Here is a 25082-nt window from a genome sequence, read left to right on the forward strand (position 1 = left end):
TAGTCTTAATCTTTATTTAAAAGACCCGAAGTATACTTCTTTAATAAAAATTCGGTTAGCAAACATAGGATTAATCTCTACTTTATCCCTTTGCTCTTCATACAATGTGTCTCCGTAAAAATCTTCTATTTCGTATTGAATCTTATATGGAACTTTACCATTATTCAAAGCCACAACTTCGCGATAATCTTTGAAAGTTCTCTTTTCGAAGAAACTTTTATTTCCATCATCAAATTCTGTTTTCTCAACTGAAACGATATTAAAATTTTCTTTGTCAATAAAAAGATGATGTTCTGTTTTCGGGATTGTTCTATTGCTAGAATTTAATGTTTTCTCAAAATAAGTTAAATGATAACACGGCTGTCCTGCAATCATTTCCTCTCCCAATAATTCGTATTTATTCCATAAATCAAGTCTAAAACCAGTAATCAAATTAATCGGATCAAGATTTGCAGAATGATTTGAATAATCTGTTGAAGATGATTTTTTCCATTTTGCTCCTACTCCACTTTCTCTATCGTCATGGCTCCAAGATTCCGGACCATTTACTATTTGATAATAAGTTTCGGGCATTTTCTTTTTAAGTAAAAAATTTGTCGAAGTCGCCCATCTTTCCTCTGTATGAGGCACATTACTTTCCTCTAATACTAACTTAGATGTTAGATGTGTTTTGTCTATTTTTTTTAGTTTTTCGCTTCCTCCTAATCTGTTTATTATTTTAGCTAACAAATCTGGATTGCTCTGATAAGCTATAGAATCAAGCATATTATCTCTCTGAATTCTACTCTTTTCCAAAAAATCAACTCTTGTCGCTTTTTCTTGTTCCCAATCAGCTTCTTGTCTATCTATTTTTTCAAAGAAAGCAAGTCTTAATTCTTCTTTTTCTTCACTTATCTTAAAGCCTAGCTTTTTCAAATCAACAAAACGATTAGTATGGGTTCTTATTTTTTTATCAACAAAATCAGCCGTATTAGCTCTATCTATAATATCTGAACCTCTAGAGTCTCTTTTATCATTTTTAATAAGCAAATCGGCATAAAACAATGCTTTTTGTTTGTTCTCTAATAACAAATAAGTTAATGCTAAATCATTTGTAATTATAAAGCGGATAGCTTCATTTTCGGGAGTTTGTGGGTATTTAACCAACAATCCATCAAGATATGCTAAATGTGGCGCTAATAACTTTTCATCAAGTCCTTTTTCAAGAGTTACTTTTTCAAGTTGAGCTGTTATTTCGTTTTCAAAATCCAACATCTGTTTGTATTCCGGATGCCCTTTGGATGTCATAAACTCAAACTTTTCTTTGGTCTCTGTTTTATAATATCTCAATTTATAATTTAGAAAATTTTGAGCTTTATCCATTGAATAATATATCACATCTTCAACTCCCGAATCATCATCGAATGCTTCTTTTAAATCTTCATCTCGAAGTTTTTTATTGTTTTCCGTCACTATCGTCTTTAAATCTGACCTTCTATATGTAGCCTTTAGATTAAATGCTTCAGAAGTAACGAATGCCTCCGAAAGAATCAGTTTATCTGCACATTTTACTTCTATATTAACCTTTACATCAAATTGTGATGACGGCTGATATACCCATGCTCTACTTTTTTTATCATATGTACTATCAATCTTGGTTGCTGTAAACTTAGGCATTGCAATAGTTACGTAAATCTTAAGCTTCCCATTCACAGGTTCTTTTATGTACCCGTCTATATCAAAATATTTTTTCTTTAAATATTGTTCTTGTCTAATCAAACCTTTATCGATTTGATAAAAAGAGGTTTGCGATATTACATTATCAAGAATTGGGTATTTTGAATAAACAATTGAAGGGAGAAAGAATTTCTTTTTCTTATAGCTTACTTTTTCTTGTGCCTGAATTCCTGAGAAGGCCAAAAAAAGTAGCAAGAGTAATGTTTTTTTCATAGGCAAAAAAAAAAAACATCAGAAGTAAATCCTGATGGCTTTAAGGTTTTTATTTCTTATTAAAAATTTGAATAGATTTATCAGACACATAAAAAATGTTTTGTGTCGCAGGATCTACTTCGTAAACTGGTTTATTGTTTGTGAAAATAATTTTATCAACCTCAACTCCGTCTACTTTACTCACTTTTACAAGAATTTTTTCTCCCGTTTCTGCTTTAGCAAAAATATAAGAGAAGTCTCTGTTTTGTTTCATTGCATTAAAACGAGAATTAAATTTAGCTGCTACAATACCTAGAGCTACTGATCCTGCCGCATAAGCTTTTGCCTGATCTTTATTCGTTTTATCTTCTTCCTTCACTACTGAAGTTCTCATCTTTCCTTCAGAATCACGGTAAGTCATTGTTACCTCAGATCCTTTAAAGTCACTTACTCCTGCAGCAACTCCTAAACCGATACTTCCAACAATGGCTGCACTTTTAAGAAGACGTCTTGTTCCTTCTCCAGGTTGTGAGTATGTAAGGTGATACTTAACCGTACCATCCATGTTAACTCCCATTACTTCAAGTGGCCCAGAAAGCACAACTCCCCAAGGAAATAATTCGATACTGTTTAATTCTTTTTCTTTTTTGATGTTTACTTTAGCAAATGGTTCTGGTTTGTCGCTAATGCTTGGATCAAATTTGTACAATTTCTCGTCATTATATACTAAGTAAGAATTTGTAGCCTCGTCATAAGTTGGCAAAACTGGACGATTTTTATCAAAATTGATGTTACGTTTCCAAAGTTTAGCTCCTGTTTTATAATCAACCATGTTCCCGTAAGTCCCAGTAAGGTACATTACTTTTTCACCAACTTTTCCTAAGTAATAAATAGGATCTTCTTTATCATCAGAAATTTCGATGAATTTTTTCCAAAGTTTTTCTCCGTCTTTGTTAATTAACATCATTTCGTTTTCAGCAACATATAAGAAATCCTGATCGATAGGAATTACTCTTTTCAATCCATCTCCACGTGCATCTTTTTTCCAGATTTTTTCACCTGTTTTTAAATCAAAAAAGTTAAAACCACTATAGTGAGCAACTAATATTTTTGTTCCCCAATCTTCAAGATAAACAACTCTTTTTGTTTTGATTGATTCTTTCCAGATACTTTTTCCTGTTTCTGTATTCAAAACATTCAAATATTGTTTTGTCGAAAAAGTTCCAGTGTTATTCACTACAACAATATTTTTATCATTTTGAGTTAAAAAGAATTTCGAATAATCTTCTTCACCTTTCCAGTTTAACTTTCCTGTCGCTCTGTCAAAAGAATATAATTTTCCGTATAGTAAATAGTAAATTACTGATCCGTGAACTGTAGCAATATTTGTATTTACGGATTCTCTGAAAGAGAAGCTAAATAATGATTTTGCTTTGTCTACAGTAGTATTCCATTTTAACTCACCTGTCGTCATATCCAATAATGCAATTGCCATGTCGCCATCTTTTTTCAAAGTAAGCAAATACTCATTTGTTTCAGGAATAAAATCTGATTGTGTTACCCAAAAAGATTCTTTAGATGAATTATAAACTACTTTTCCAGTATCAGTATTAATGATAATGTACTTACTATTTATGTAAGCTTCAACATAAGGACTTCCGGCAACGTTTGTTAAAGTACTTTTATCAGCAAAAAGTTTTGTAAGATCTGTATCACCTATGATATCTGCTGCTGATTTACCTCCAAAATCCTCTTTGGTCAAAGTCCACACCACTTTTTTAGTTTCAGGATCCAAACCTTTTACAGTTCCTCCTTCTTTAAAAACAACAATTCCTGTAATCCCGTTCTGTACCAAATCCTGTACAGCACTGTCTGTGTTTACGATTTCGTCATATTTCCTTTGGGAAAAAGCCGAAATACTCACTAATAAAAGTAGCATAATCGAAAAAGTAATTTTCTTCATGTTTGGTTTTTTAAAATTTTATAGTTAAGAATGAATAATGTTCTTGAAATTAATTATAAAAGAATGAAAACTTCAAAATTTTATAAAAATTCCAGCGCAAATATATAAAAATAGGATTCGGTTTTTAAGAAAATATTTCTTTCAAAACCTCTAGTGATTTCGGCCTTTTAAAGCCATCGAGATGGAAACTATAATAGTCTATTAAAATTTTCAGGAGTAGTTGTCGCTCAATAACATGAAAGGTCTTTTGGTCGTTATCAAACTTTAAATCTATTAACTTTTTAAACAAATTAGTTTCATGTTCAGTTAGAGCACTTAACCCATGAAAAAGCGTAAAAACACCTTCGTTCATTTCAAAAAACGGTAGATCAGCATCTGAAACATCAGGATAAAAACCTAAGTATTTAGTGGTTTCCAGCATCAAAATGAGATGAAAATTGGTAATTTCATCATGTTGGTCTAACCAAAACAAAGCTGTTTCTAAAAAAATAAAAAGTGATTCGTTTTTTTCTTCTTCCTGAATTGAGTAATGCAAAATCTCAGACAAAAACATTACAATCGTACTTTTTACGATATCAGTATGAATGGTTTGAAAAGGTGTTCCAATTTTTATCTCCTTAAAATTTTCTAATGTACCTTTATTTTTATGTACTGCTTCAATTTCAAGAATAGTTAAAGGTTGAAAATAAGCAATTTTCTGGCTGGATTTACGGGTTGAAAAAGCGTCTCTAACAAAATAAGTTTTCAACCCATGCGAAAGTGTAAAACACTTGGCAATCAAGCTTTTTTCCTGGAATTTTATAGCCGAAATGACAATTGCCTTGGTTTTTACTTGCAAAATAGACTTCTTATATTTTTTTTAGACTTACTTAGATTTTTAGAACTAAAAGCTCTGTACAGATTACTGAGACTGAAACTAAAAACTGATATTGAAAACTATCGAATAATCATTACTTTCTTAACTTTGGTTTCTCCTCCGTCTTGAGCAGAAACTACAATCATATACACACCAGAGGCCACTTTGTATTTTCCAAAAGCAGTTGTATCCCATTCAATTGTCCCTCCTTCGGATGTAGTTTCGTAAACCAAATTACCTTCGATATCTGTAATTTTAATATTGGCTTTATCGAGTAATCCTGCAATTTTTACCGTCCCAGAAAACTCTGGACGTACAGGATTAGGATACACATATACGTTGTTTAAATTTTCATTGGCTTCGGTAGCGATTCCTTTAAACGAAACCATTCCTTTGTTTGTCGCAATGTAAACTTCTCCGGTAACACTATTAATACCAATATCATTAATCTGATTACTTGGTAATGGCGAATTATTTATAGTAAAATGATATTTGGTTTCCTGTCCATTTGGAGAAACAAAAAACACTCCAGAATCTGAGGTTCCAATCCATTTATTGTTTGCACCATCTACAACAATTGCCGAGATAAATTGCTCATAAAGTAATTCCTGAGCCAAACCATCATCCATTATAATTATAGGATTTGTTTTTAGTTGATTTTCTGTTTGAAAATTATTCACATTACTCAAAACACGAAGCCCTCTTGTTGTACCTATCCAAAGCTGATTTTTAGCATCAACAGCAACCGCTCTTACATCTGCAATTGGTAAATTCCCATTATCTAGGCCTACAGTAATCTTTTTGAATGTATTTGAACCTTCGTTAAAACCAACTACACCATCTTTGTTTGTACCAATCCATTTTGTACTATTCTTATCTATAGCTATATTACTAAAACTAGCGTCCTCCCCTTTGATAAGAACTGTACTAATAGGAAATGTTTGCCACTGTCCGTTAGTTCTCAAAAGCTTTAATCCATTTTTGATTAAACTATTGGTTATCCATAAATTTCCTGATTTATCAAAAGCAGTTCCGTTTATCCTAACATCGATATAATTGGGTCCTACAAATGTAAGCGTCTCTAATCCGCTATTTGCTTGATTATATAAAATTGAAGGGGTTTCATTATCTATTTTTAATAATCCTGAGAAAAACGAACTCGCATATACTTGATTTTCATTATTAGGATTAACAATAATCCTTGATATTGATTTAGCCTGAAACAATTTTTCGTATGGTATATTTAACCATCCTGCGGTATTGTATTTACTAATCCCATAACTATCCAATGGATATGGATTATAAGCAACATCATAAGTACCATAAACTGCCCAAAGTGAATTTGGAGTAACATTAATAGCAAAAATATTATTCAATGATGGCCCAGCTGGCATTGTGTTTTCGAACATAGAAGCTCCCGAAAGTGTAGACACAAAAAGTCCGCTTTCATTTGTACCAATATAAATATTATCACCTATCGCAGTCGCACAAGTAAAACTCAATCCCGTAGCCGAAACATCACTATTATTTATCTGGCGTAGTAAAACCATTTGGTTATTATACACATAAACTGCACTTGAAGTGGTTATAAACAAATTATGATTTTTAGCTCTCATATCTTTTGATGGTTGAGGAAGCGACATAAAACCAACAAAAATATTAGAACCCGAATCGTAGCTATTAATATTACCTAATGCGTTAATAGCTATAAGTTTTGTGTCATTTGTTTCTACACTCGACCAATCGCCCGCAGTTACTAATGCCCATTGAGTATAATCGACTAAATTAGGATTCGCAACATTAGCTTTCCTAATACCACTATTGGTCGCCGCGTAAATAAATCCGTTGTAAATTGTAGTTTGTCTTACACTAATCTGAGCTCCATTGTCTCCAATAAAATAAGTATCTCCAAACTGCAATGTTTTGAGATTAAACTGAACAATTCCAAAATCACATGAAACATAAACCTTTCCGTCATATTCCATAAAATGATTAATTTTTTTAAGATTAGCAGGAAGTTGTTTATTAATAATATCAACCACTTTTATAATGCTTCCATCAACTTCGTTAATAACTATCATTAATCCGTTTTCGTAGCCAATGAGTGTTTTACGAAATGATTCGCTATGATATAAAGATGAAATAGCCTGACCAGAAAGACCGTCAACAGTATTTATAGTCTTAACAATATTTGTTGCGGTATTTTTAGAAAACAATGCATTTTCGGTAGCAGCATAAATTGCCGTAGGCGAATCCGAAACATCTTTTATTTGGTTATAAGAAAAATAACCTTGCCATAATAATTTGTTTTGCGCAAAACCAAATTGCATGAGCAATAAGAACAAACCGTAAAGAAACTTTTTTTCCATTATCTATACCTATACAATTGGTTCCACAAATATAATACAAACGAAAGTATTAGAATTTCGTTCTGATATAAATAAAAAATGCCTCCGATTCGAAAACTCGAATGGAGGCATCTTAAATATATTTAAAAAACTATACTACTCCTTGAGCAAGCATAGCGTCTGCCACTTTTACAAATCCAGCAATATTAGCACCTTTTACATAATTTACGTAACCATCTGGACCAACTCCGTATTTCTTACATTGGTTATGAATTCCTACCATTATGTCTTTTAGTCTAAGATCTACTTCTTCACTAGTCCAGTTCAAACGAATTGAGTTTTGTGTCATTTCTAATCCAGATGCAGCAACTCCACCAGCATTTGCAGCTTTTCCTGGAGCAAAAAGAACTTTATTATCTAAGAATAATTTAATTGCATCAAGTGTCGAAGGCATGTTTGCAGCTTCTGTAACACATAAAACACCATTATCAATTAGTTTTTTAGCATCTTCTCCCGTTAATTCGTTTTGAGTAGCACAAGGAATAGCAATATCTACTTTTACTTCCCATGGGCTTTTCCCCTTATGGAATTGAGCGTTTGGATATTTCTTAACATACATTTCTGCTCTGTTATTCCCACTTGCTCTCATTTCTACCATATGCTCGATTTTCTCTCCAGAAATTCCTTCTTCATCATAAATGTATCCATCAGGACCAGAAATTGTCACCAATTTCCCTCCTAATTCATTTATTTTCAAAGCCACACCCCAAGCAACGTTTCCGAAACCTGAAATTGCAACTCTTTTTCCTTTAATCTCGTGTCCGATAGTACGTAACATTTGATCTGTAAAATATACAACACCATATCCAGTAGCTTCTGGTCTGATTAATGAACCACCATAAGCAATTCCTTTACCAGTTAAAACTCCTGTAAACTCATTTTTGATTCTTTTGTATTGACCAAATAAGTATCCGATTTCTCTAGCTCCAACACCAATATCTCCAGCAGGTACATCTAAGTCTGGTCCGATATGACGACATAATTCCGTCATAAACGATTGACAAAAACGCATAATCTCACCGTCAGATTTTCCTTCAGGATCAAAATCAGAACCTCCTTTACCACCTCCCATAGGAAGTGTAGTTAAACTATTTTTGAAAACCTGCTCGAAAGCCAAAAATTTCAAAACTGACAAGTTTACTGTGTGGTGAAATCTAATTCCACCTTTATATGGTCCGATTGCCGAATTCATCTGAATTCTAAAACCTCTGTTTACTATAATTTCTCCTTTATCATCAACCCACGGCACTCTAAAGATGATAGAACGTTCCGGCTCTGCAATTCTAAGAAGCAAGTTCTTACCGTCATATTTTTTTTGTTCAGCAATGAAAGGAATTACTGTTTCAGCAAATTCTCTAACTGCCTGAATAAACTCAGGTTCATTTGGATTTTTTGACTCTACAAGAGCCATAAATTCATTTATTTTTTGTTTCATTTTCTAAAAAAATTATCAAATAAATTAATTTTATTATTTACTCAACCAAACAACAAAAAACACACATAAAAGCGTTCTTTTGTTATTTTCCACAAATATACGTCTAATAAAGAAATTGGGGTTGATATTTTATAAATTATGAGTAGAATTGTATTATTAATACATATTTTTAAAAATAGATATTTTTAACGCAATATCTTATACGAAAACGTTATAGTTTTAGTGCCAAAACAACAGTCTCCTTACCAATTTTATTTTTTTTGAAAATTTTATGATTTGTGAGGGATATTTATATCTTTGTCGCGAAAAGAAATTTAAACCTAATGTTCAAAAACACAGTAATCTCACTATTAATTTCGTTTATTTTTTCATACAATTCCGAGGCGCAATCGAGGCTAGCTCATGAAGTTGGTGTGATTTTTGGCCCCTCTGCTTTCAAGTCCGACTATGGACAAAGAAATGACAACACAACAAATACCAAAAACACCGGGTTTGGTGTTGGGGTAGTACACTTTCTAAATTTCTCATACAATTCAAGACGCGAAGCATATTTCAACGAGCACTTTAAAGTACGAACTGAAATTTCATACAACCAAACAAATTTTGATCACTTTGGAAAAACAGTTGACGGCAACCCTACTAAAATAGGAGTTATCCAGCTTAAAGCCATGAGCGGAAAAACATCCGTTGCAAATCTTGGTACCCAACTAGAGTATTCGCCATTTATGAAAATGCATGATTACGAAAATACTATAGGAAGCTTTAGCCCTTATATAAGTGGAGGAGTTCAATTTAGTTATTACAATACTAAAGTAAGCTCTTCACTTGGTCCTTTAGGAAATCCTGCAACTACTTTTTACAAATACTTAGTTCCTTCAGACGGTCATCCATACGGGTTTTCTAGCGAAAGCGGAACCGTATTATCACTAACCGCTGGTATCGGAACACATTTTAAATTAGCTCCTATGCACGACTTATTATTTGAAATGAGAGCTCAATTTTACAACTCTGACTGGATAGATGGATTAAACCCAAACTCCAAAGTATTTACAGAAAACAAATCCAATGATTCTCAAGTTTGGTTTACATTAGGATATGTATATTACTTAGATTATTAGAAACTTCTACATAAAACAAAACGCCAACATTTAATAAATGTTGGCGTTTTTTATTTCTCCTAATTTGTCTATTATTCTAAAGCTTGCTTTAAATCGGCGATTAAGTCTTCAGCATCTTCAATACCTACGCTTAATCGAACTAAATCATCTGTAATTCCAACTTCCGCTCTCTTATCTGCAGGAATCGAAGCATGAGTCATTAAAGCAGGATGATTTGCTAAAGACTCTACTCCACCCAAAGATTCAGCCAGAGTAAATACCCTCAATTTTTCTAAGAAAGCAATCGAGTCTTCTTTCTTTCCAGAAGTAAAAGTAAAAGAAACCATCCCTCCAAAAGCTTTCATTTGCTTTTTAGCAATTTCATGAAAAGGATGATTAGGTAATCCCGGATAATAAACTGTTTTTATTTTAGGGTGATTACTTAAAAATTCAACTACTTTTTCTCCATTTTCGCAATGTCTTTGCACACGTAAATGAAGCGTTTTAATTCCTCTTAAAACCAAGAAACTATCCATTGGTCCTAAAGTAGCTCCTGTAGCAAATTGCTGAAAATGTAACTGATCACCTAGAGCTTCATCTTTTACGATTAAAGCACCAGCAATAACATCTGAATGCCCGCCTAGATATTTAGTTGCAGAATGCATTACAATATCAGCTCCTAAATCTAAAGGTTTTTGTAAATACGGTGTTGCAAAAGTATTATCAACAGCAAATAGTATTTTCTTTTCTTTTGTTATTTTGGCAATTTCTTGAATATCTGCCAATTTCATCAACGGATTTGTTGGTGTTTCTACCCAAACCAATTTTGTGTTTTCGTTTATTAAAGATTCAAATTTTGCGATATCATTCATATCTACAAAATGGAATTTTATTCCTGAATCTTTATAAATTCTTGTAAACATACGGTATGTTCCTCCGTACAAATCATCCATAGCAATGATTTCATCACCGGCTTTAAACGAACGCAAAACACAATCAGTAGCAGCTAATCCTGATGAAAAAGCCAATCCACGTGTTCCGTTTTCAATACTAGCCAAAGCATTTTCTAAAGCAGATCTTGTTGGGTTTGACGCTCTACTATATTCATAATCTCCAAGAGGTTGCCCTGGACTTGTTTGGATAAATGTTGATGTTTGATACACCGGAGGCATTACTGCCCCTGTACTTGGGTCATGATGCTGACCACCATGTATAACTTTTGTATTGAATTTCATATGTAGATAATATTTATTTTTTTAATGCAATATGGCACTGTTTTTACTTAATTATAATTTTATGCTCTAAATCTTGACAATTTCATATCTTTATATTTTAAAGCACTAAATCTTTTACAAATTTACCCTTTAATTTATTTTAATCAAATTACAAGTTAATACCTTTGTATTTAATTAACACTTTTCAAGATGAGACATTACACTTTTTTATTCGTAACCCTTTTCATTTTAACAAGTTGCTCTCGAGAACTTTCTTTTAAAGAACAAGCCTTCGAAAAGAAATCAACTTTACCATGCAAAAGCAATTGTCCTCAGATTAGTTTAAAAATTCCAATCGCTCAAAATATTCCAATTGTAGCAGACAGCATTAATAAAAAGGTGTTTTCTGTTTTAAAAGAAATCGTTTATTTTGGAGACAAACCATTTCAATCAACCGACTATAACAATTTAGCTGCTTCCTTCATTAACTCTTACGAGGAAATGCAGAAAAAATTCCCTGAAGATAAATTTGGTTGGGAAGCCAAAGTTGAAGGTAATATAGAATACCAATCGGATAGTATTTTAAATATAAAAATTAACCACTACACCTTTACTGGTGGCGCTCATGGTTACCAAGGATATCGTTCTTTATTGTTTAACCCTAAAACGGGAAAAACAATTACAAACAATCAATTATTTAAAAACGAAAAAGATTTTAAGGCTTTCGCCGAAAAAGAATTCAGAAACAAATATAAGATCCCTGCAACAGGAAGTATCAATGCAACTGGGCTAATGTTCGAAAATGAAAAATTCAATCTGCCTTTAAATATTTTTTATACTAAAGATGGATTGCTACTTTATTACAATTCTTATGAAGCTGCTTCGTATGCCGACGGGCCTAAAGAATTAGTATTACCTTATGATAAAGTAAATGAGTATTTAGTTTTTAAATAATTCTTATTTGAATTTAAAAGATTAGATCTTTATAAGTTAGACGCACTGCGGTGCATCTCTACAGAAAACCTTTGAACCTTTGCCTCTCAGAACCTCAGTCCCTTTCTGACTGAACATCATATTTCATCTTTCTCAAAATTCGTAAAGCTTCTTTAAAAGACAAATACACTTGCGTGAAAGGCTTTAAAAGCAATTTTGCATCAATTAGTTTTTGCTTTGCATCTTCAAAACCATTAAGATAACAAATCATAAAAGTTGATGGTAAGTTTTCTAAATCTTGCATCTCACGATTAGACAAGACAAGTCCTTTTTGTAATTTAGCAAGCAATGCAATATTTGAATTATATATATGATAAAGCATTTTTCGATTAAACTCTGGCGGTTGAAAAAGTATTTCTCTATCTATTTTATAGTAGCCATTATCAAAAAAATGAATTGTTTGTTTTTCCAGCGGATAATAACTTGTTTTGTCATTTAACCCTAACGGAACATATTCGAGAATAGTAAAAGTATCTTCATCAAAAGTAATTGTAACTACGTCTTGTGCCGAATAAAACAACTTAATTTGCTCATTTATCAGTTCGATATCAACACGAGATAAAAACGTTTTATCGCGGGATTTGTTAGGGACTCCAGCCCAACAAATAACAAATAACTCTTTAAAGACCTTATATTTTGGCGACATATCCTTATGTCGATAATTCATAAAGTCGATTACACCATCAAGCGTATATTCTATACTATTACGAGAACTATTCTCAATCCCAATTACAGTTTCGGTATTCTGATAATTCTTCTCAACTTCTCCTTCTTCAACCGGAACCGAATTACTTCCTCGCCTAATAAAAACACTATTAGCAACAATGGTATGAATTCCTTTTTTAAAATAAGATATTTTCCTCTTAGGCTTAATTGTAACCAATCCTATTACTTTATCTTTTGGGAGATTAGGAAAAGGCACATTTTCGTATTGAATTTTTGGTGGATTTTCGAGAAAAGCATTTACTAAATTCTGAATTCGACTATCGTCAAAAAAGTCGTCTCCTACAATCTCATTATCCTGATCCTCAACCCCCACAACTATATAAGAATTATTAGTAGGATTAGAATTCGACAAAGCACAAATATGCTTTAAAAACTTAGCTTTCCCTTCGCGAGAATGCAAATTTAATTGCCTTTTTTTATCATAAAAACTACTCTCATCATTATGAGCGAGTAGGTTTTTTATTAAAAGGCGCTTATTGATCATTTTTTTTAGACTTCTTAGATTGTTAGAATTTTAAACTTCTTAGACTGTCGGACTTTTGAATCTTTAACTTCTTAGATTACTTGGATTGCATAAACTTCAAATCTAAGAAGTCTAAGTTAGTCTAAAAATCTAAGCTAGTCCCTTTTTACTATCGTCGATGATGCCTGAGCAGTACTCATAACCACCAAATCGGCAATATTTACATGATAAGGCCTTGAAACTACAAAATGAATAATATCAGCAATATCATCTGCTTGCAACGGAGTAAATCCTTTATAAACATTCGCGGCTCTATCAGTATCTCCTTTAAAACGTACTTCGCTAAACTCTGTTTCAACCATTCCAGGATGAATTGCTCCTACCTTAATTCCGAAAGGATTTAAATCAATTCGCATTCCCTGACTTATTGCATCAACAGCATGTTTTGTACCACAGTAAACATTTCCGTTTGGATACACTTCTTTGGCAGCAGTTGAACCAATATTGATAATATGTCCTGATTTTCTTGCTGTCATTTGCGGAATAATCGCTTTAGAAACATACAAAAGCCCTTTCACATTAATATCAATCATTGCATCCCAATCGTCTAAATCACCTGTTTGAATTGGATCCAATCCATGTGCATTTCCTGCATTATTAACAAGAACATCTATCGTAGAAAATGATTCAGGCAAAGAACCAATACGCTCCAAAACTGCTTTTTTATCTCTAACATCAAATGTCAAAGTATGCACTTCTGTATATTCTGAAAGCTCTGTCTCAAGTTCTGATAGTCGATCATGTCTTCTTCCGCAAAGAATAATTTTATAATTGTTTTTCGCCATTAATTGTGCAGTGGCTTTACCTATACCGCTTGTGGCTCCAGTAATTAAAACTGTTTTTTTCATGCTTGTTTTTATTTTATTGCCACAGATTAAAAATCATTAGAGTTCTTAATTCTATCTAACTCTTTGCGAAAGGAACGCAGATTATGCGGATTCGCTATCGCGAAAACACGGATTAAAACGGATTTTATTTTTGATTGTTTTGAAATCAGTTTTAATCCGCGGCTTTACTTTTGTAAATCCGTATCATCCGCGTCCCTTTTATAGACAATCCTGAGTTAGCAACTCTTTACTTCGTCCGTTCGCTATCGCTCGGGTGTCAAAGTCCTAAAATATTTTCTTGAAATCTGTGGCACATATTTTTTTAAAAGGATTTAACTCAACACTAAAAATTAAGGCACATCATCTCCCATGCTTTCTGACCAAATAGCAAACCAATCTTCTTTATCTAATTCTAACTCTACAGCTTTCATTAAAGATTGAATTCTGGCTACGTTTACTGTTCCTGCTATCGGAATAGCTTTTGCAGGATGTCTTAAAATCCAACTTAGCAAAATAGTATCTGAACCTAAACTATATTTAGAAACCAATGTTGCCAATAATTTCTTTAATCTTCTTGTTTGTTTATTATCTTCTCTAAATACAGTTCCTAACGGATTCCATGACATCGGACGAATTCCGTGCATTTGCATATAATCAAAACTACCGTCAACCATCGGCTCATAATTTGTAGCCGAAAATTGTACTTGATTAAAACTAACATCGATTTTTTGGCGAATTAATTCTGTTTGTGAAGTTGTAAAATTCGACAATCCAAAATCAACTATCTTACCCTCAGTTCTTAATTTCTCAACAGCTTCAGCAATTTCATCTGCTTGCATTAAAGGGCTTGGTCGGTGTAGTAAAAAAACATCTAAATAATCCGTTTTTAAATTCTTTAAAGAGTTTTCTACTGACCAAATAATATATTCTTTAGAATAGTCGTAATGCTTAATTTTATTGTTTCTCTTTTCGGCAATCATCTGAATTCCGCACTTCGAAATCAGTTGTAATTTCTCTCTTGAAATTTTACTTGCTGCGAATGCTTTTCCAAAATCAGCTTCGGTAGTATATGAACCGTAAATATCTGCGTGATCAAAGGTGGTTATTTTATTCTCTAAACATATCTGGATAAGATTTTCCATTTCTTTCGGAGTCAGATTTTTATCCCAAACTCCCCAATTCATAGTGCCCACAATTATAGGCGATAATAGCGTTTTGCTCATGGTAATATAACATTATTTGTAGTAATAAATCTTGCTTTCTAAAACATAATCATCAAAGTTCTTAAAAATATAAAAATAGAATCACAATTCAACCTTAAAATTAGAGCTTTGGTCGAAGTTTTAACCATTCTTTAACATCTTACTTCTCAAAAAATATTCAATTTGCACTCTCAAAAGTAAGGCATTAAATTCAAGGTTTTAAAAATATTTATATGGAAGAAAATACAACGACTTTAGACATTAGAGCGATCAATGAAAAAATTGAAAGAGAAAGTGCTTTTATAGACCTTCTCACAATGGAGATGAACAAAGTTATTGTGGGCCAGAAACATATGGTCGAACGTTTATTAATTGGACTACTAGGTCAAGGCCATATTTTATTAGAAGGTGTTCCTGGATTAGCCAAAACATTAGCGATAAATACACTCTCCCAAGCAGTACAAGGTTCGTTTAGCCGTATCCAATTTACACCCGATTTATTACCTGCCGATGTTGTTGGTACGATGATATACAACATCAAGCAAAATGAATTTTCTATCAAAAAAGGACCAATTTTTGCCAATTTCGTTCTTGCCGATGAAATTAACCGTGCTCCGGCAAAGGTTCAGTCAGCACTTTTGGAGGCGATGCAAGAAAAACAAGTTACTATTGGCGATACGACTTTCAAACTTGACCGTCCGTTTTTAGTACTTGCAACACAAAACCCTGTTGAGCAAGAAGGAACATATCAACTGCCAGAAGCTCAAGTTGACCGTTTTATGCTTAAGACTGTAATTGACTACCCAAAAATCGACGAAGAACGTTTTGTAATTCGTCAGAATTTAAAAGGAAGCTACGAAAAAGTAAATGCTGTTGTTTCTGTTGAGCAAATTTTACGTGCACAAGAAGCTGTTCGTGAAGTTTACATGGACGAAAAAATAGAGAAATATATTCTTGATATTATTTTTGCAACACGTTACCCTGAAAAATATAAATTAGCTGATCTAAAACCACTTATCAGTTTTGGAGCATCTCCGCGTGGAAGTATCAACTTAGCTAATGCAGCAAAATGTTATGCTTTTATTAAACGTCGTGGATATGTAATTCCAGAAGATGTACGTGCAGTTGTACACGATGTATTACGCCACAGAGTAGGTATTACTTACGAAGCAGAGGCTGAGAATATCACTTCTGTAGACATCATCAATAAAATTGTAAATGAGATTGAAGTACCTTAAAAAAATTTAGATTTTAGATTGCAGATTTAAAATTTGCAATCTAGAAAGTATTTATTAACTCGGAATCTAAAGTCTAAAGTCTAAAATCTGCAATCCGAAAAAATGGATACAAAAGACCTATTAAAAAAAGTACGTAAAATAGAAATCAAAACCAAAAGATTGAGTAATCATATCTTTTCGGGAGAATATCACTCTTCATTTAAAGGTCGTGGTATGACTTTTAGCGAGGTGCGTCAGTACCAATATGGTGATGATATACGTGCTATCGATTGGAATGTAACCGCACGCTATAATGAAGCCCACGTAAAAGTTTTTGAAGAAGAACGCGAACTTACCATGGTTCTTATGGTAGATATTTCGGGTTCTGAAAGTTTTGGTTCTAAAAATCAGTTTAAAAAAGATATTGTAACCGAAATCGCAGCTACAATGGCTTTTTCGGCAACCCAAAATAATGATAAAATTGGTTTAATATTATTCTCGGATACAGTCGAATTGTATATTCCACCTAAAAAAGGAAGATCACACGTATTACGTATTATCCGCGAATTAATCGAGTTTGAACCTAAAAGTCAAAAAACCGATATTGCACAAGCATTAAAGTTCTTATCGGGTACACAAAAAAAGAAAGCTATTGTTTTTGTAATCTCAGATTTCATGTCTGATGATTATGAGCATACTTTAAAAATTGCATCCAAAAAACACGATATTACAGGTGTTCGAGTATATGATATTCGAGAAGAAAAAATACCAAACATCGGGATGGTTTCAATGCTTGATGCCGAAACTGGTAAAACACAATTAATCAATACAGGTTCTAAAACAATACGAGCAAATTACGAAAAACATTACCATAGCAAAGTAGCTTATTTTAAAGAAACTTTTAGCAAATCGGGCGCTGGTGTTGTAAATACTCGTGTAGACGAAAGTTATGTAACCAAACTATTAGGCTATTTTAAATCGAGATAAAGAATTAGATTATTAGACTTCTTAGATTGTTAGAAAATTAGATTTTTAAATATAATCTGAAGAAAAAAATAAAAAGAAAATCCGCTTAAATCTGTATCATCAACGTTCCATTTTTAAGCATCTGTTTTAGACTAAAATCTGAAATCAAAAAAATCAAATGAAATTAAAACTTTACATATTTTTATTCTTGCTATCTGCAACTGTTTTTGGGCAACAAAAACAAATTGAGACGAGCATAGATACTACTAAAAATAAAATTGGAGCTGAGTTTAAGTTAACAATCAAAACCTCTGTCGATGCTAAGTCGAAAGTAGTTTTCCCTAAACTTAAAAATATCGGACCTCTTGAGGTAATTAAATCGTACCCAATTGATACTGTCAAGAAAGAAGACCGTTATGAATTGATTAAAAAATATGGTTTAACTCAATTTGATTCTGGAAGATATACCATTCCTAGTATTCCAATTATTATTGATAAAAAATCGTACTTATCCGATTCTATCAGAGTAGAAGTTGCAAATGTAAAAGTAGACACCTTGCAACAAAAAATGTATGACATTAAAGACATAACCAAAGTTGAAGATGGAATTGGAAATTGGTGGAAATACCTATTGATTCTAGCTTTAATTTTAGGAATTGGTGCTTTTGTATATTGGTTTATCAAAAAAAGACAACAAAAGAAAATTGAAGAAGAAGTTTATAAAACTCCTATCGAGAAAGCAACAAGTTTGCTTAACACATTAGAGAAAAAAGAACTTTGGCAAAAAGGTGAAGTCAAAGCTTATTATAGTGAATTAACCGATATTGCTAGAAATTATATCGAGGAAGCTATCGAAATTCCAGCAATGGAAAGCACCACTTCTGAGTTAATACAAGGAATTAGAGCTGCTTCTGTAAAGAAAAAAATGGCTTTAACACCCGAAACTGTCGAGAACTTAGAGCGTGTATTAAAACAAGCCGATTTAGTGAAATTTGCAAAATCTAAACCTTTAGATTTTGAAATTACCGAAGACAGAAATAAAATTCAAAAAGCAATCCTTACTCTAGACAGCGCAATTCCTGTAGAAGTAGTTATTGAGGAAGATACTTTATTAAACGAAGCACAAAGACAGAAACAAATAAAACTTCAGTTACTTAAAAAACGTAACAAACGTATTGCTTTATCAGTAGCAACTGTATTGTTTTTAATTATTCTTGTTACTAGTTATTTTATCGCGACCAAAGGTTTTACTTATGTAAAAGATAATATTATTGGGCATCCATCTAAAGAATTACTAGAAGGAGAATGGGTAAAAAGCGAATACGGAAATCCTGGTATTTTGATTGAAACTCCAAAAGTTTTAAAAAGAATGGATTTAACCAAAACGCTACCAAAAGAAGGATTGGCCTTAATTAAAGAGATGCAATCTTTTGGATACGGAAGCTTGGTTGACAATTTCTCATTGATGATTTCTACTTTAAAATATAAAGAAGAAACTCAAATTGATTTATCAAAATCTCTAGAAGTTACCATAAAAACCATCGAAGCACAAGGAGCACGAAATATGATTGTAAAACAAGAAGATTTCGAAACCAAAGAAGGAATACGCGGAGTAAAAGGTTACGGAACTTTCTCTAGTATAGATGAAGGCACTAAATCGAGTACCAAAATGTATTACGAGATTCTTTTATTTAGCCAAGAAGGCGGATTACAACAAATAATGATTTTTCACGAAGAAGGAGATACGTATGCCAATGATATTGCAGACCGCATATTAAACTCTGTAGAACTAAAAAAAGCAACTAATTAATGGATAAAATAACTTTTTTAAACCCTGAGTTTTTCTGGTTGTTTCTTTTGATTCCCATTGCAATTGCTTGGTTATTCTGGAAAAGAAATCAGCAATCGGCAACATTAAAAATGAGTTCACTGCAAGGTTTTAAATCTTCTGAATCATTATTAGCAAAGCTAAAACCATTTCTAGGTGTATTTAGAATTTTAGCTTTAAGCTCTTTGATAATTGCACTAGCAAGACCTAGAACGGTAGATGTAAGTAATAAAACAAAAACAACAAAAGGAATTGATATTGTAATGGCAATAGACGTTTCTGGAAGTATGCTTGCACGAGATTTAAAACCAGATCGTATGCAAGCGCTTAAAAAATTAGCAGCTGACTTTGTTAACGAAAGACCTAACGACAGAATTGGACTTGTTTTATACGCATCTGAAGCTTATACAAAAACACCTGTAACAAGTGATAAAGCAATTATCCTTGAGGCTATTAAAAGTATAAAATACGACAATGTTCTGGTAGACGGAACTGGAATAGGAATGGGATTGGCAACTGCCGTAAACAGACTTAAAGACAGTAAAGCCAAAAGTAAAGTTATTATATTAATGACCGATGGTGTTAATAACGCTGGATTTATTGAGCCTGATACTGCAGCAGACATCGCAAAACAATACGGTATTAAAGTATATACAATTGGTATAGGAACAAACGGAATGGCAGAGTTTCCTTATGCAATTGCTCCAAATGGTCAATTTTTGTTTAGAATGATGAAAGTAGAAATTGATGAGCAAATGATGAAAACCATTGCCAACAAAACTGGCGGAAAGTATTTTAGAGCTACAAGTAATGAAAAATTAGCTTCTATTTATAATGAGATTAATAAACTGGAAACAACCGAAATCGAAGAATTAAAATTCTATGATTACGACGAAAAATACAGACCTTTTGTGATATTAGCTGGTTTATTGCTATTATTAGAAATTGGATTACGAAATACTGTTTACAGAAGCTTTATTTAATATTTCAGTATTCCGTTTCAGACAAAGTAAATAACCGAAAACTGAAACTAAAAACTGGAAACTAGAATTAAAAAATGGAATTAGACGAAAAAAAATATTTATACCTTCTTATATTGCTTCCAATTCTGGTGTGCATTTTCCTTTTCAATATGTATTGGAAAAGAAAAAAACAACGCGAATTTGGAGATTTGGATTTAGTAAAAAAACTAACTCCTGAGCATTCTGTTTTTAAACCATTTTTAAAATTAGGAGTTATCCTTTTAGCTTTAGCAGCATTAATTTTAGGTTTAGTTAATCCTAAAATTGGAACAAAAATGGAAACTGTAAAACGTGAAGGAATTGATATTGTATTTGCAGTAGACGTTTCTAAAAGTATGCTTGCCGAAGATGTTGCTCCTAGTCGTTTAGAAAAAAGTAAGCAACTCGTTTCGCAAATTATCAATCAATTAGGAAATGACCGTATTGGTATTGTAGCCTATGCAGGTAGTGCTTTTCCAGTTTTACCAATTACAACAGATTATAGCGTTGCCAAAATGTTTTTGCAAAGTATGAGCCCGGATATGGTTTCATCACAAGGAACATCACTAGACGAAGCCATAAAATTATCGGCAACTTATTTTGACGAAAAAAGCAAAACAAGCAAACTACTGATTTTAATTTCAGACGGAGAAGATCACTCTGAAGGTGCAGAAGCTGCTGCCGAAGAAGCCAATAAACTAGGAATGAAAATCATTACTATTGGTATCGGAACCGAAAAAGGAGCAACAATCCCATTAAAAAGAAATGGTGTTGTCGAGAGTTTCCAGAGAGATAATAACAATGAAGTCGTTATAACAAAATTAAATCAAGAAGGGCTAAAAGCTATTGCAAAAGCGACTAAAGGTGGCTATGTTTATGGCAGTAATACCAAAGAAGTTTTGGATTATGTAAAAAATGCTTTAGATAATATTCAGAAAACAGAATTTGAAGCTACGCAAATGGCGGATTTTCAATCTCAATTCCAATGGTTTATTGGTATTGCTTTTGCATTATTGTTTATAGATCTTTTCTTATTAGAAAGAAAAACAAATTGGATTAAAGAGTTGAATTTATTTAACGAAACAAAATAATTGTTTCAACACAGTTATCTTTTGAAACAAAAAAACAAAAAAATTAGAATGAAAAATTTACTTCTATATATTTTATTAACGCTTTCTTTGGCTATTTCGGCTCAAGAAAAGGACAAAGCGTTGCCTAAAGCTAATGAAGAATATAAACAGAATAAATTTGTAGATGCCGAAGCTGATTATAGAATATCGCAATCTAAATTCCCAAATCGTACCGTTGCGCCTTATAACTTAGGAAATGCCATTTATAAGCAAAACCAAGCCAGCGAAGCAAAATTCGCTTACGCAAAAGCTATAAAGAATGCCAAAACACCATCTCAAAAACACAAAGCATTCCATAATCTTGGTAATGTTTTTATGAAAGAGAAAGATTATGGACAAGCTGTTGAAGCATATAAAAATGCATTACGTAATGACCCAACAGATGAAGAAACACGTTACAACTATGCATTGGCAAAGAAAATGCTAAAAGAGAATCCTCCTAAAAACGATAAAAACAAAGACAAGAATAAAGATAAGGACAAGGATAAAAAAGACGACAAGAAGGACAATAATAAAGACAAAAAAGACAAAAAAGACGACAAAGGAGATAATAAGGACAAGGATAAAAAAGATGATAAGGGAGATCCTGATAAAGATAAAAAAGACGGAAAAGACGATAAAGGCGACCCTAAGAAAGAGGATAACAAAGGAGAACCAAAACCTACACCAGGCGGAATCTCTAAAGAACGTTTACAAAATCTTCTTGATGCAGTAAATAACGAAGAAAAGAAAATACAGGATAAAGTAAACGGTCAAAAAGTAAAAGGTACTCCTAGAAAAACTGAAAAAGACTGGTAAAATAAAGTTGAATCGTTTAGCTGTTAGTTTGTTTATTTGGTAGACAATTAATGGTTAAACGATTAAACAGTTAAACGATTTAAAAAAAACGATTAAACAAGTAATGAAAAGATATTTAATTCTATTACTATTAAGTTTCCAAGGGCTTATGGCTCAAGTTCAATTTGAAGCCAGAGTAAGCAAAACTACGCTTGGTTTAAACGAAAGACTTCGAATTGACTTCATTATGAATGTTGATGGCGATAACTTTGTTCAGCCCTCATTTGAAGGTTTTAGAATTGTAGCTGGACCAAGTCAACAAGTAAGTCAGTCATGGGTAAACGGAAGAAGTTCTTTCGAGAAAGTGTACTCCTATTTCTTATTACCAAACCAAAAAGGAAGCCTTGTTATAAGACAAGCTGCAATAGAATATAATGGTCAGGTTTACAAAACATCTCCTATAAAAATAAATGTTACTGCTGCAGTAGCGCAAGAAAGAGATCCAAATGATCCACAACAAATATCTGCCGATGATAATTTATATCTGGTTGCCGATATATCTAAAACAAACCCGTATATAAACGAACCAATTACAGTTGTTTACAAATTGTATTTTAGTTATAATATCGGTATCTCAAATTGGAGAGAATTAGACAAGCCAAAATACAATGATTTCTGGAGTCAGAACATCGATATTAAGCAACTTGTTGCCGAAGAAGGTATGTTTAAAGGCGAGAAATATCGCTACGTAGTACTTAGAAAAACGGTATTATATCCACAAAAATCAGGTAAATTAGTAATTGAACCTTTATCATTAGATATTGATGTACAATTACCTACTAACCGAAGAAACATGTTTGGTCAGGTTGTCGTTACCGACGGCAACAAACGTGTATCGGCTGGAGCTAAAACTATCAATGTAAAAGCACTTCCTGAATCTAACAAACCAGAAGGATTTTCGGGTGCTGTAGGACGTTTTGACTTTAAAGTAACACCATCAAAAACTACGTTGAAAAACGGAGAAAGCCTGGAACTAGTTGTTAGTGCTGCTGGTAGCGGAAATATGAAATTATTTACCCTACCAAAACCAGTTGTGCCAAATGCATTAGAAATGTACGATCCTGTACATGACGAAAAAGTAAGCACAGCACTTAGCGGAATGTCTGGAAAAATTTCAGACACTTATACTATTATACCACAATACAAAGGGAATTACGCTATAAAACCAATGCAGTTCTCGTATTTTGATTTAAATACAGGAAGTTATAAAACAATTACTTCTCCAGAAATAATGGTGAACGTTCTTGATGGCCCAACGCCATCAGATGCAAATGTAGCTTCTAGCCCAACAGCAAAAAACAAAATATCGGCTACAGAACAGTTTAAATATATTAAGCTAAAAAGCAATTTTATCCCTGTTGCAAACGATGACTTTTACGGTTCTAATTTATTTTATAGCTTGTTATTTTTACCATTCCTGATTTTACCAATTATTGTTTTGGCTAAAAAGAAAAAAGAAGCAATAGATGGTGATATTACTGGAAACAGAATTAAAATGAACAACAAACTAGCTAAGAAATATTTATCTGAAGCTAAAAAACAAATCAATAACAAAGAGCCGTTTTATATTGCGCTTGAAAAAGCAATGCATAATTTCCTGAAAGCTAAATTACATATCGAAACTTCAGAAATGAGCAAGGACAATATCACTGAGCTTTTATTGTCTAGAAAAGCAAATCCAGAATCGGTTCAGAATTTCATTAGCCTAACCGAAAACTGTGAGTTTGCAAGATATGCACCAGCATCTAGCGCTTCTATTCAGCAAGATTTTGATAAAGCTGTATTGATAATTTCAGAATTAGAAAAACAAATTGTTTAATATGGTTTCTAACCGCACAAGTTCGCTAAGAAATTAAATTTAGCTTACGCTGAATTAAGATTCGAAAAGTTGAAACTCTTATTACATATCAATAAAATGAAAAATATTCTTTTATACCTATTCTTGCTAGTATCCCAAATTTTCTTTGCTCAAAGCGGCTTTGATAAAGGGAATGCTTTATACCAAGAATCAAAATACGAACAAGCAGTACAAGAGTATGAAAACGTTATAAAAGTTGATAAAAAACAATCGGCTGAATTATATTATAATTTAGGAAATTGCTATTACAAACTAAATAAAGTAGCTCCTGCGATATACAATTATGAAAAAGCTTTGGTATTAAACCCTAATCATCCAGAGGCTTTAAACAATTTAAAATTTGCTAAGAAACTAACAATTGACGAAATAAAAGAAGTTCCTAAAGTTGGTTTTGCAAAACTTATCCGAAACTTCACCGGAATATACCATTACAATACTTGGGCATGGATTTCTGTTGGGATAGCTTCGGCATTCTTGCTTTGCTTCATTGGGTATTATTTCTCAGAACTTACACGCTCAAAAAGAGTATATTTTATCGGGATGTTTTTAATATTACTTGCATTACTTGTAAGCTTAACAGCAGGATTTTTAGAAAAAAGTCACTTTGACAATGAAAGACCTGCCATCGTATTTGCCGAAATTGCCGAAGTACGTAGCGAACCTCAAAAAGCAGGTTCTCCTATCTTAACGCTTCATGAAGGTGCAAAAGTATATGTAAAAGAGTCATTACAAAACTGGAAAAAAATCGAATTAACCGATGGAACCGAAGGCTGGATAGAATCCTCAGCCGTTAAAGAAGTAAAATAGTTTTTTACCGCATCAGTTAAAACGAGAAAATATAAGATTTTCAAAAATAAGACTCTTCAGGAGTCTTATTTTTTTGTCTATAATTTACTTTCCGGTAAAAAAACTAAAAAACTTTGCGAACCTTATTCAACACAAACAAAATCTCATTTCTCTGCGAATCTTTGCGGTAAAAATTTCAAATAATATTGAGTAAAAAATGTAAATCAAACCAAAGGCTCAACACAGATTACAAACACAAATAACACATTATAACATTGCCAACGGTTTCAACCGTTGAAACGCAATG

19 protein-coding genes are annotated in these 25082 nt (G+C 32.6%); 10 read left to right on the forward strand and 9 right to left on the reverse strand.

What is annotated here, in order from left to right; all coding sequences use genetic code 11:
* Positions 1 to 12: 12 nt before the first annotated feature.
* From IW20_RS00960 to gdhA, 5 genes are all read right to left on the reverse strand, one after another.
* A complete protein-coding gene (locus IW20_RS00960) occupies positions 13 to 1929 on the reverse strand; it encodes a hypothetical protein (protein ID WP_035617617.1) in 1917 nt (638 codons plus the stop codon).
* A gap of 49 nt (positions 1930 to 1978) precedes the next feature.
* Positions 1979 to 3871 carry an outer membrane protein assembly factor BamB family protein gene (locus tag IW20_RS00965; RefSeq protein ID WP_035617620.1) on the reverse strand — a complete coding sequence of 631 codons (1893 nt, stop codon included), beginning with the start codon at positions 3869 to 3871 and terminating at the stop codon, positions 1979 to 1981.
* A 124-nt stretch (positions 3872 to 3995) separates the two neighbouring features.
* Complete coding sequence (recO, locus tag IW20_RS00970; protein ID WP_035617622.1) at positions 3996 to 4709, reverse strand: DNA repair protein RecO; 714 nt, start codon at positions 4707 to 4709, stop codon at positions 3996 to 3998.
* A 98-nt stretch (positions 4710 to 4807) separates the two neighbouring features.
* A complete protein-coding gene (porZ, locus tag IW20_RS00975; RefSeq protein WP_035617623.1) occupies positions 4808 to 7096 on the reverse strand; it encodes a type IX secretion system anionic LPS delivery protein PorZ in 2289 nt (762 codons plus the stop codon).
* 130 nt (positions 7097 to 7226) lie between these two features.
* Entirely contained in the window at positions 7227 to 8570 is a 1344-nt protein-coding gene (gene gdhA, locus IW20_RS00980) for an NADP-specific glutamate dehydrogenase (protein ID WP_035617626.1), read from the reverse strand.
* A gap of 323 nt (positions 8571 to 8893) precedes the next feature.
* Here gdhA and IW20_RS00985 point away from each other — a divergent pair, with 323 nt between their 5' ends.
* A complete protein-coding gene (locus IW20_RS00985) occupies positions 8894 to 9688 on the forward strand; it encodes a THC0290_0291 family protein (RefSeq protein WP_035617627.1) in 795 nt (264 codons plus the stop codon).
* A 71-nt stretch (positions 9689 to 9759) separates the two neighbouring features.
* Here the strand turns inward: IW20_RS00985 and IW20_RS00990 are convergent, their stop codons facing one another.
* Positions 9760 to 10902, reverse strand: a complete 1143-nt coding sequence (locus IW20_RS00990) for a cystathionine gamma-synthase (protein ID WP_035617629.1) — start codon at positions 10900 to 10902, stop codon at positions 9760 to 9762.
* A gap of 189 nt (positions 10903 to 11091) precedes the next feature.
* On the opposite strand from IW20_RS00990, the gene IW20_RS00995 reads away from it, so the two are divergent.
* Positions 11092 to 11835, forward strand: coding sequence for a DUF3298 and DUF4163 domain-containing protein (locus IW20_RS00995; protein WP_035617631.1), 744 nt, complete (start codon positions 11092 to 11094; stop codon positions 11833 to 11835).
* A gap of 94 nt (positions 11836 to 11929) precedes the next feature.
* Here the strand turns inward: IW20_RS00995 and IW20_RS01000 are convergent, their stop codons facing one another.
* The 3 genes from IW20_RS01000 to IW20_RS01010 all read right to left on the reverse strand — a co-directional run bounded on the left by IW20_RS01000 (position 11930) and on the right by IW20_RS01010 (position 15173).
* Positions 11930 to 13084, reverse strand: a complete 1155-nt coding sequence (locus IW20_RS01000; protein ID WP_035617635.1) for an ATP-binding protein — start codon at positions 13082 to 13084, stop codon at positions 11930 to 11932.
* A 134-nt stretch (positions 13085 to 13218) separates the two neighbouring features.
* Positions 13219 to 13971, reverse strand: a complete 753-nt coding sequence (locus IW20_RS01005; RefSeq protein WP_035617637.1) for an SDR family NAD(P)-dependent oxidoreductase — start codon at positions 13969 to 13971, stop codon at positions 13219 to 13221.
* A gap of 329 nt (positions 13972 to 14300) precedes the next feature.
* A complete protein-coding gene (locus tag IW20_RS01010; protein ID WP_035617639.1) occupies positions 14301 to 15173 on the reverse strand; it encodes an aldo/keto reductase in 873 nt (290 codons plus the stop codon).
* Positions 15174 to 15385: 212 nt separating this feature from the next.
* On the opposite strand from IW20_RS01010, the gene IW20_RS01015 reads away from it, so the two are divergent.
* From IW20_RS01015 to IW20_RS01050, 8 genes are all read left to right on the forward strand, one after another.
* Positions 15386 to 16390 carry an AAA family ATPase gene (locus IW20_RS01015; protein ID WP_035617641.1) on the forward strand — a complete coding sequence of 335 codons (1005 nt, stop codon included), beginning with the start codon at positions 15386 to 15388 and terminating at the stop codon, positions 16388 to 16390.
* A 102-nt stretch (positions 16391 to 16492) separates the two neighbouring features.
* A complete protein-coding gene (locus IW20_RS01020; RefSeq protein ID WP_035617643.1) occupies positions 16493 to 17356 on the forward strand; it encodes a DUF58 domain-containing protein in 864 nt (287 codons plus the stop codon).
* Between the two features lie 157 nt (positions 17357 to 17513).
* A complete protein-coding gene (locus tag IW20_RS01025) occupies positions 17514 to 19145 on the forward strand; it encodes a hypothetical protein (protein ID WP_035617645.1) in 1632 nt (543 codons plus the stop codon).
* Entirely contained in the window at positions 19145 to 20146 is a 1002-nt protein-coding gene (locus IW20_RS01030) for a vWA domain-containing protein (RefSeq protein ID WP_035617647.1), read from the forward strand. Before IW20_RS01025 ends, IW20_RS01030 begins: the two co-directional genes overlap by 1 nt.
* Before the next feature lie 74 nt (positions 20147 to 20220).
* Positions 20221 to 21255 (forward strand): VWA domain-containing protein, encoded by a 1035-nt coding sequence (locus IW20_RS01035; protein ID WP_035617650.1) that lies wholly within the window; start codon positions 20221 to 20223, stop codon positions 21253 to 21255.
* A gap of 48 nt (positions 21256 to 21303) precedes the next feature.
* On the forward strand, positions 21304 to 22092 hold the full coding sequence (locus tag IW20_RS01040; protein WP_035617652.1) for a tetratricopeptide repeat protein: 789 nt from the start codon (positions 21304 to 21306) through the stop codon (positions 22090 to 22092).
* 103 nt (positions 22093 to 22195) lie between these two features.
* Positions 22196 to 23950 carry a BatD family protein gene (locus IW20_RS01045; protein WP_035617655.1) on the forward strand — a complete coding sequence of 585 codons (1755 nt, stop codon included), beginning with the start codon at positions 22196 to 22198 and terminating at the stop codon, positions 23948 to 23950.
* Positions 23951 to 24046: 96 nt separating this feature from the next.
* Positions 24047 to 24796: a tetratricopeptide repeat protein gene (locus IW20_RS01050; protein ID WP_035617657.1), complete on the forward strand. Its 750-nt coding sequence runs from the start codon at positions 24047 to 24049 to the stop codon at positions 24794 to 24796.
* Positions 24797 to 25082 lie beyond the last annotated feature (286 nt).

The sequence above is a fragment of the Flavobacterium hydatis genome (assembly GCF_000737695.1).
Lineage (GTDB): Bacteria > Bacteroidota > Bacteroidia > Flavobacteriales > Flavobacteriaceae > Flavobacterium > Flavobacterium hydatis.

Coding starts and splice junctions, on each gene's coding strand:
- IW20_RS01000 (WP_035617635.1), bottom strand. CDS start 13,084: ATGATCAATAAGCGCCTTTTAATAAAAAACCTACTCGCTCATAATGAT.
- IW20_RS01025 (WP_035617645.1), top strand. CDS start 17,514: ATGAAATTAAAACTTTACATATTTTTATTCTTGCTATCTGCAACTGTT.
- IW20_RS01010 (WP_035617639.1), bottom strand. CDS start 15,173: ATGAGCAAAACGCTATTATCGCCTATAATTGTGGGCACTATGAATTGG.
- IW20_RS01030 (WP_035617647.1), top strand. CDS start 19,145: ATGGATAAAATAACTTTTTTAAACCCTGAGTTTTTCTGGTTGTTTCTT.
- IW20_RS00960 (WP_035617617.1), bottom strand. CDS start 1,929: ATGAAAAAAACATTACTCTTGCTACTTTTTTTGGCCTTCTCAGGAATT.
- gdhA (WP_035617626.1), bottom strand. CDS start 8,570: ATGAAACAAAAAATAAATGAATTTATGGCTCTTGTAGAGTCAAAAAAT.
- IW20_RS01050 (WP_035617657.1), top strand. CDS start 24,047: ATGAAAAATATTCTTTTATACCTATTCTTGCTAGTATCCCAAATTTTC.
- IW20_RS01005 (WP_035617637.1), bottom strand. CDS start 13,971: ATGAAAAAAACAGTTTTAATTACTGGAGCCACAAGCGGTATAGGTAAA.
- porZ (WP_035617623.1), bottom strand. CDS start 7,096: ATGGAAAAAAAGTTTCTTTACGGTTTGTTCTTATTGCTCATGCAATTT.
- IW20_RS01020 (WP_035617643.1), top strand. CDS start 16,493: ATGGATACAAAAGACCTATTAAAAAAAGTACGTAAAATAGAAATCAAA.
- IW20_RS00985 (WP_035617627.1), top strand. CDS start 8,894: ATGTTCAAAAACACAGTAATCTCACTATTAATTTCGTTTATTTTTTCA.
- IW20_RS00995 (WP_035617631.1), top strand. CDS start 11,092: ATGAGACATTACACTTTTTTATTCGTAACCCTTTTCATTTTAACAAGT.
- IW20_RS00965 (WP_035617620.1), bottom strand. CDS start 3,871: ATGAAGAAAATTACTTTTTCGATTATGCTACTTTTATTAGTGAGTATT.
- IW20_RS01040 (WP_035617652.1), top strand. CDS start 21,304: ATGAAAAATTTACTTCTATATATTTTATTAACGCTTTCTTTGGCTATT.
- IW20_RS00990 (WP_035617629.1), bottom strand. CDS start 10,902: ATGAAATTCAATACAAAAGTTATACATGGTGGTCAGCATCATGACCCA.
- IW20_RS01035 (WP_035617650.1), top strand. CDS start 20,221: ATGGAATTAGACGAAAAAAAATATTTATACCTTCTTATATTGCTTCCA.
- IW20_RS01045 (WP_035617655.1), top strand. CDS start 22,196: ATGAAAAGATATTTAATTCTATTACTATTAAGTTTCCAAGGGCTTATG.
- IW20_RS01015 (WP_035617641.1), top strand. CDS start 15,386: ATGGAAGAAAATACAACGACTTTAGACATTAGAGCGATCAATGAAAAA.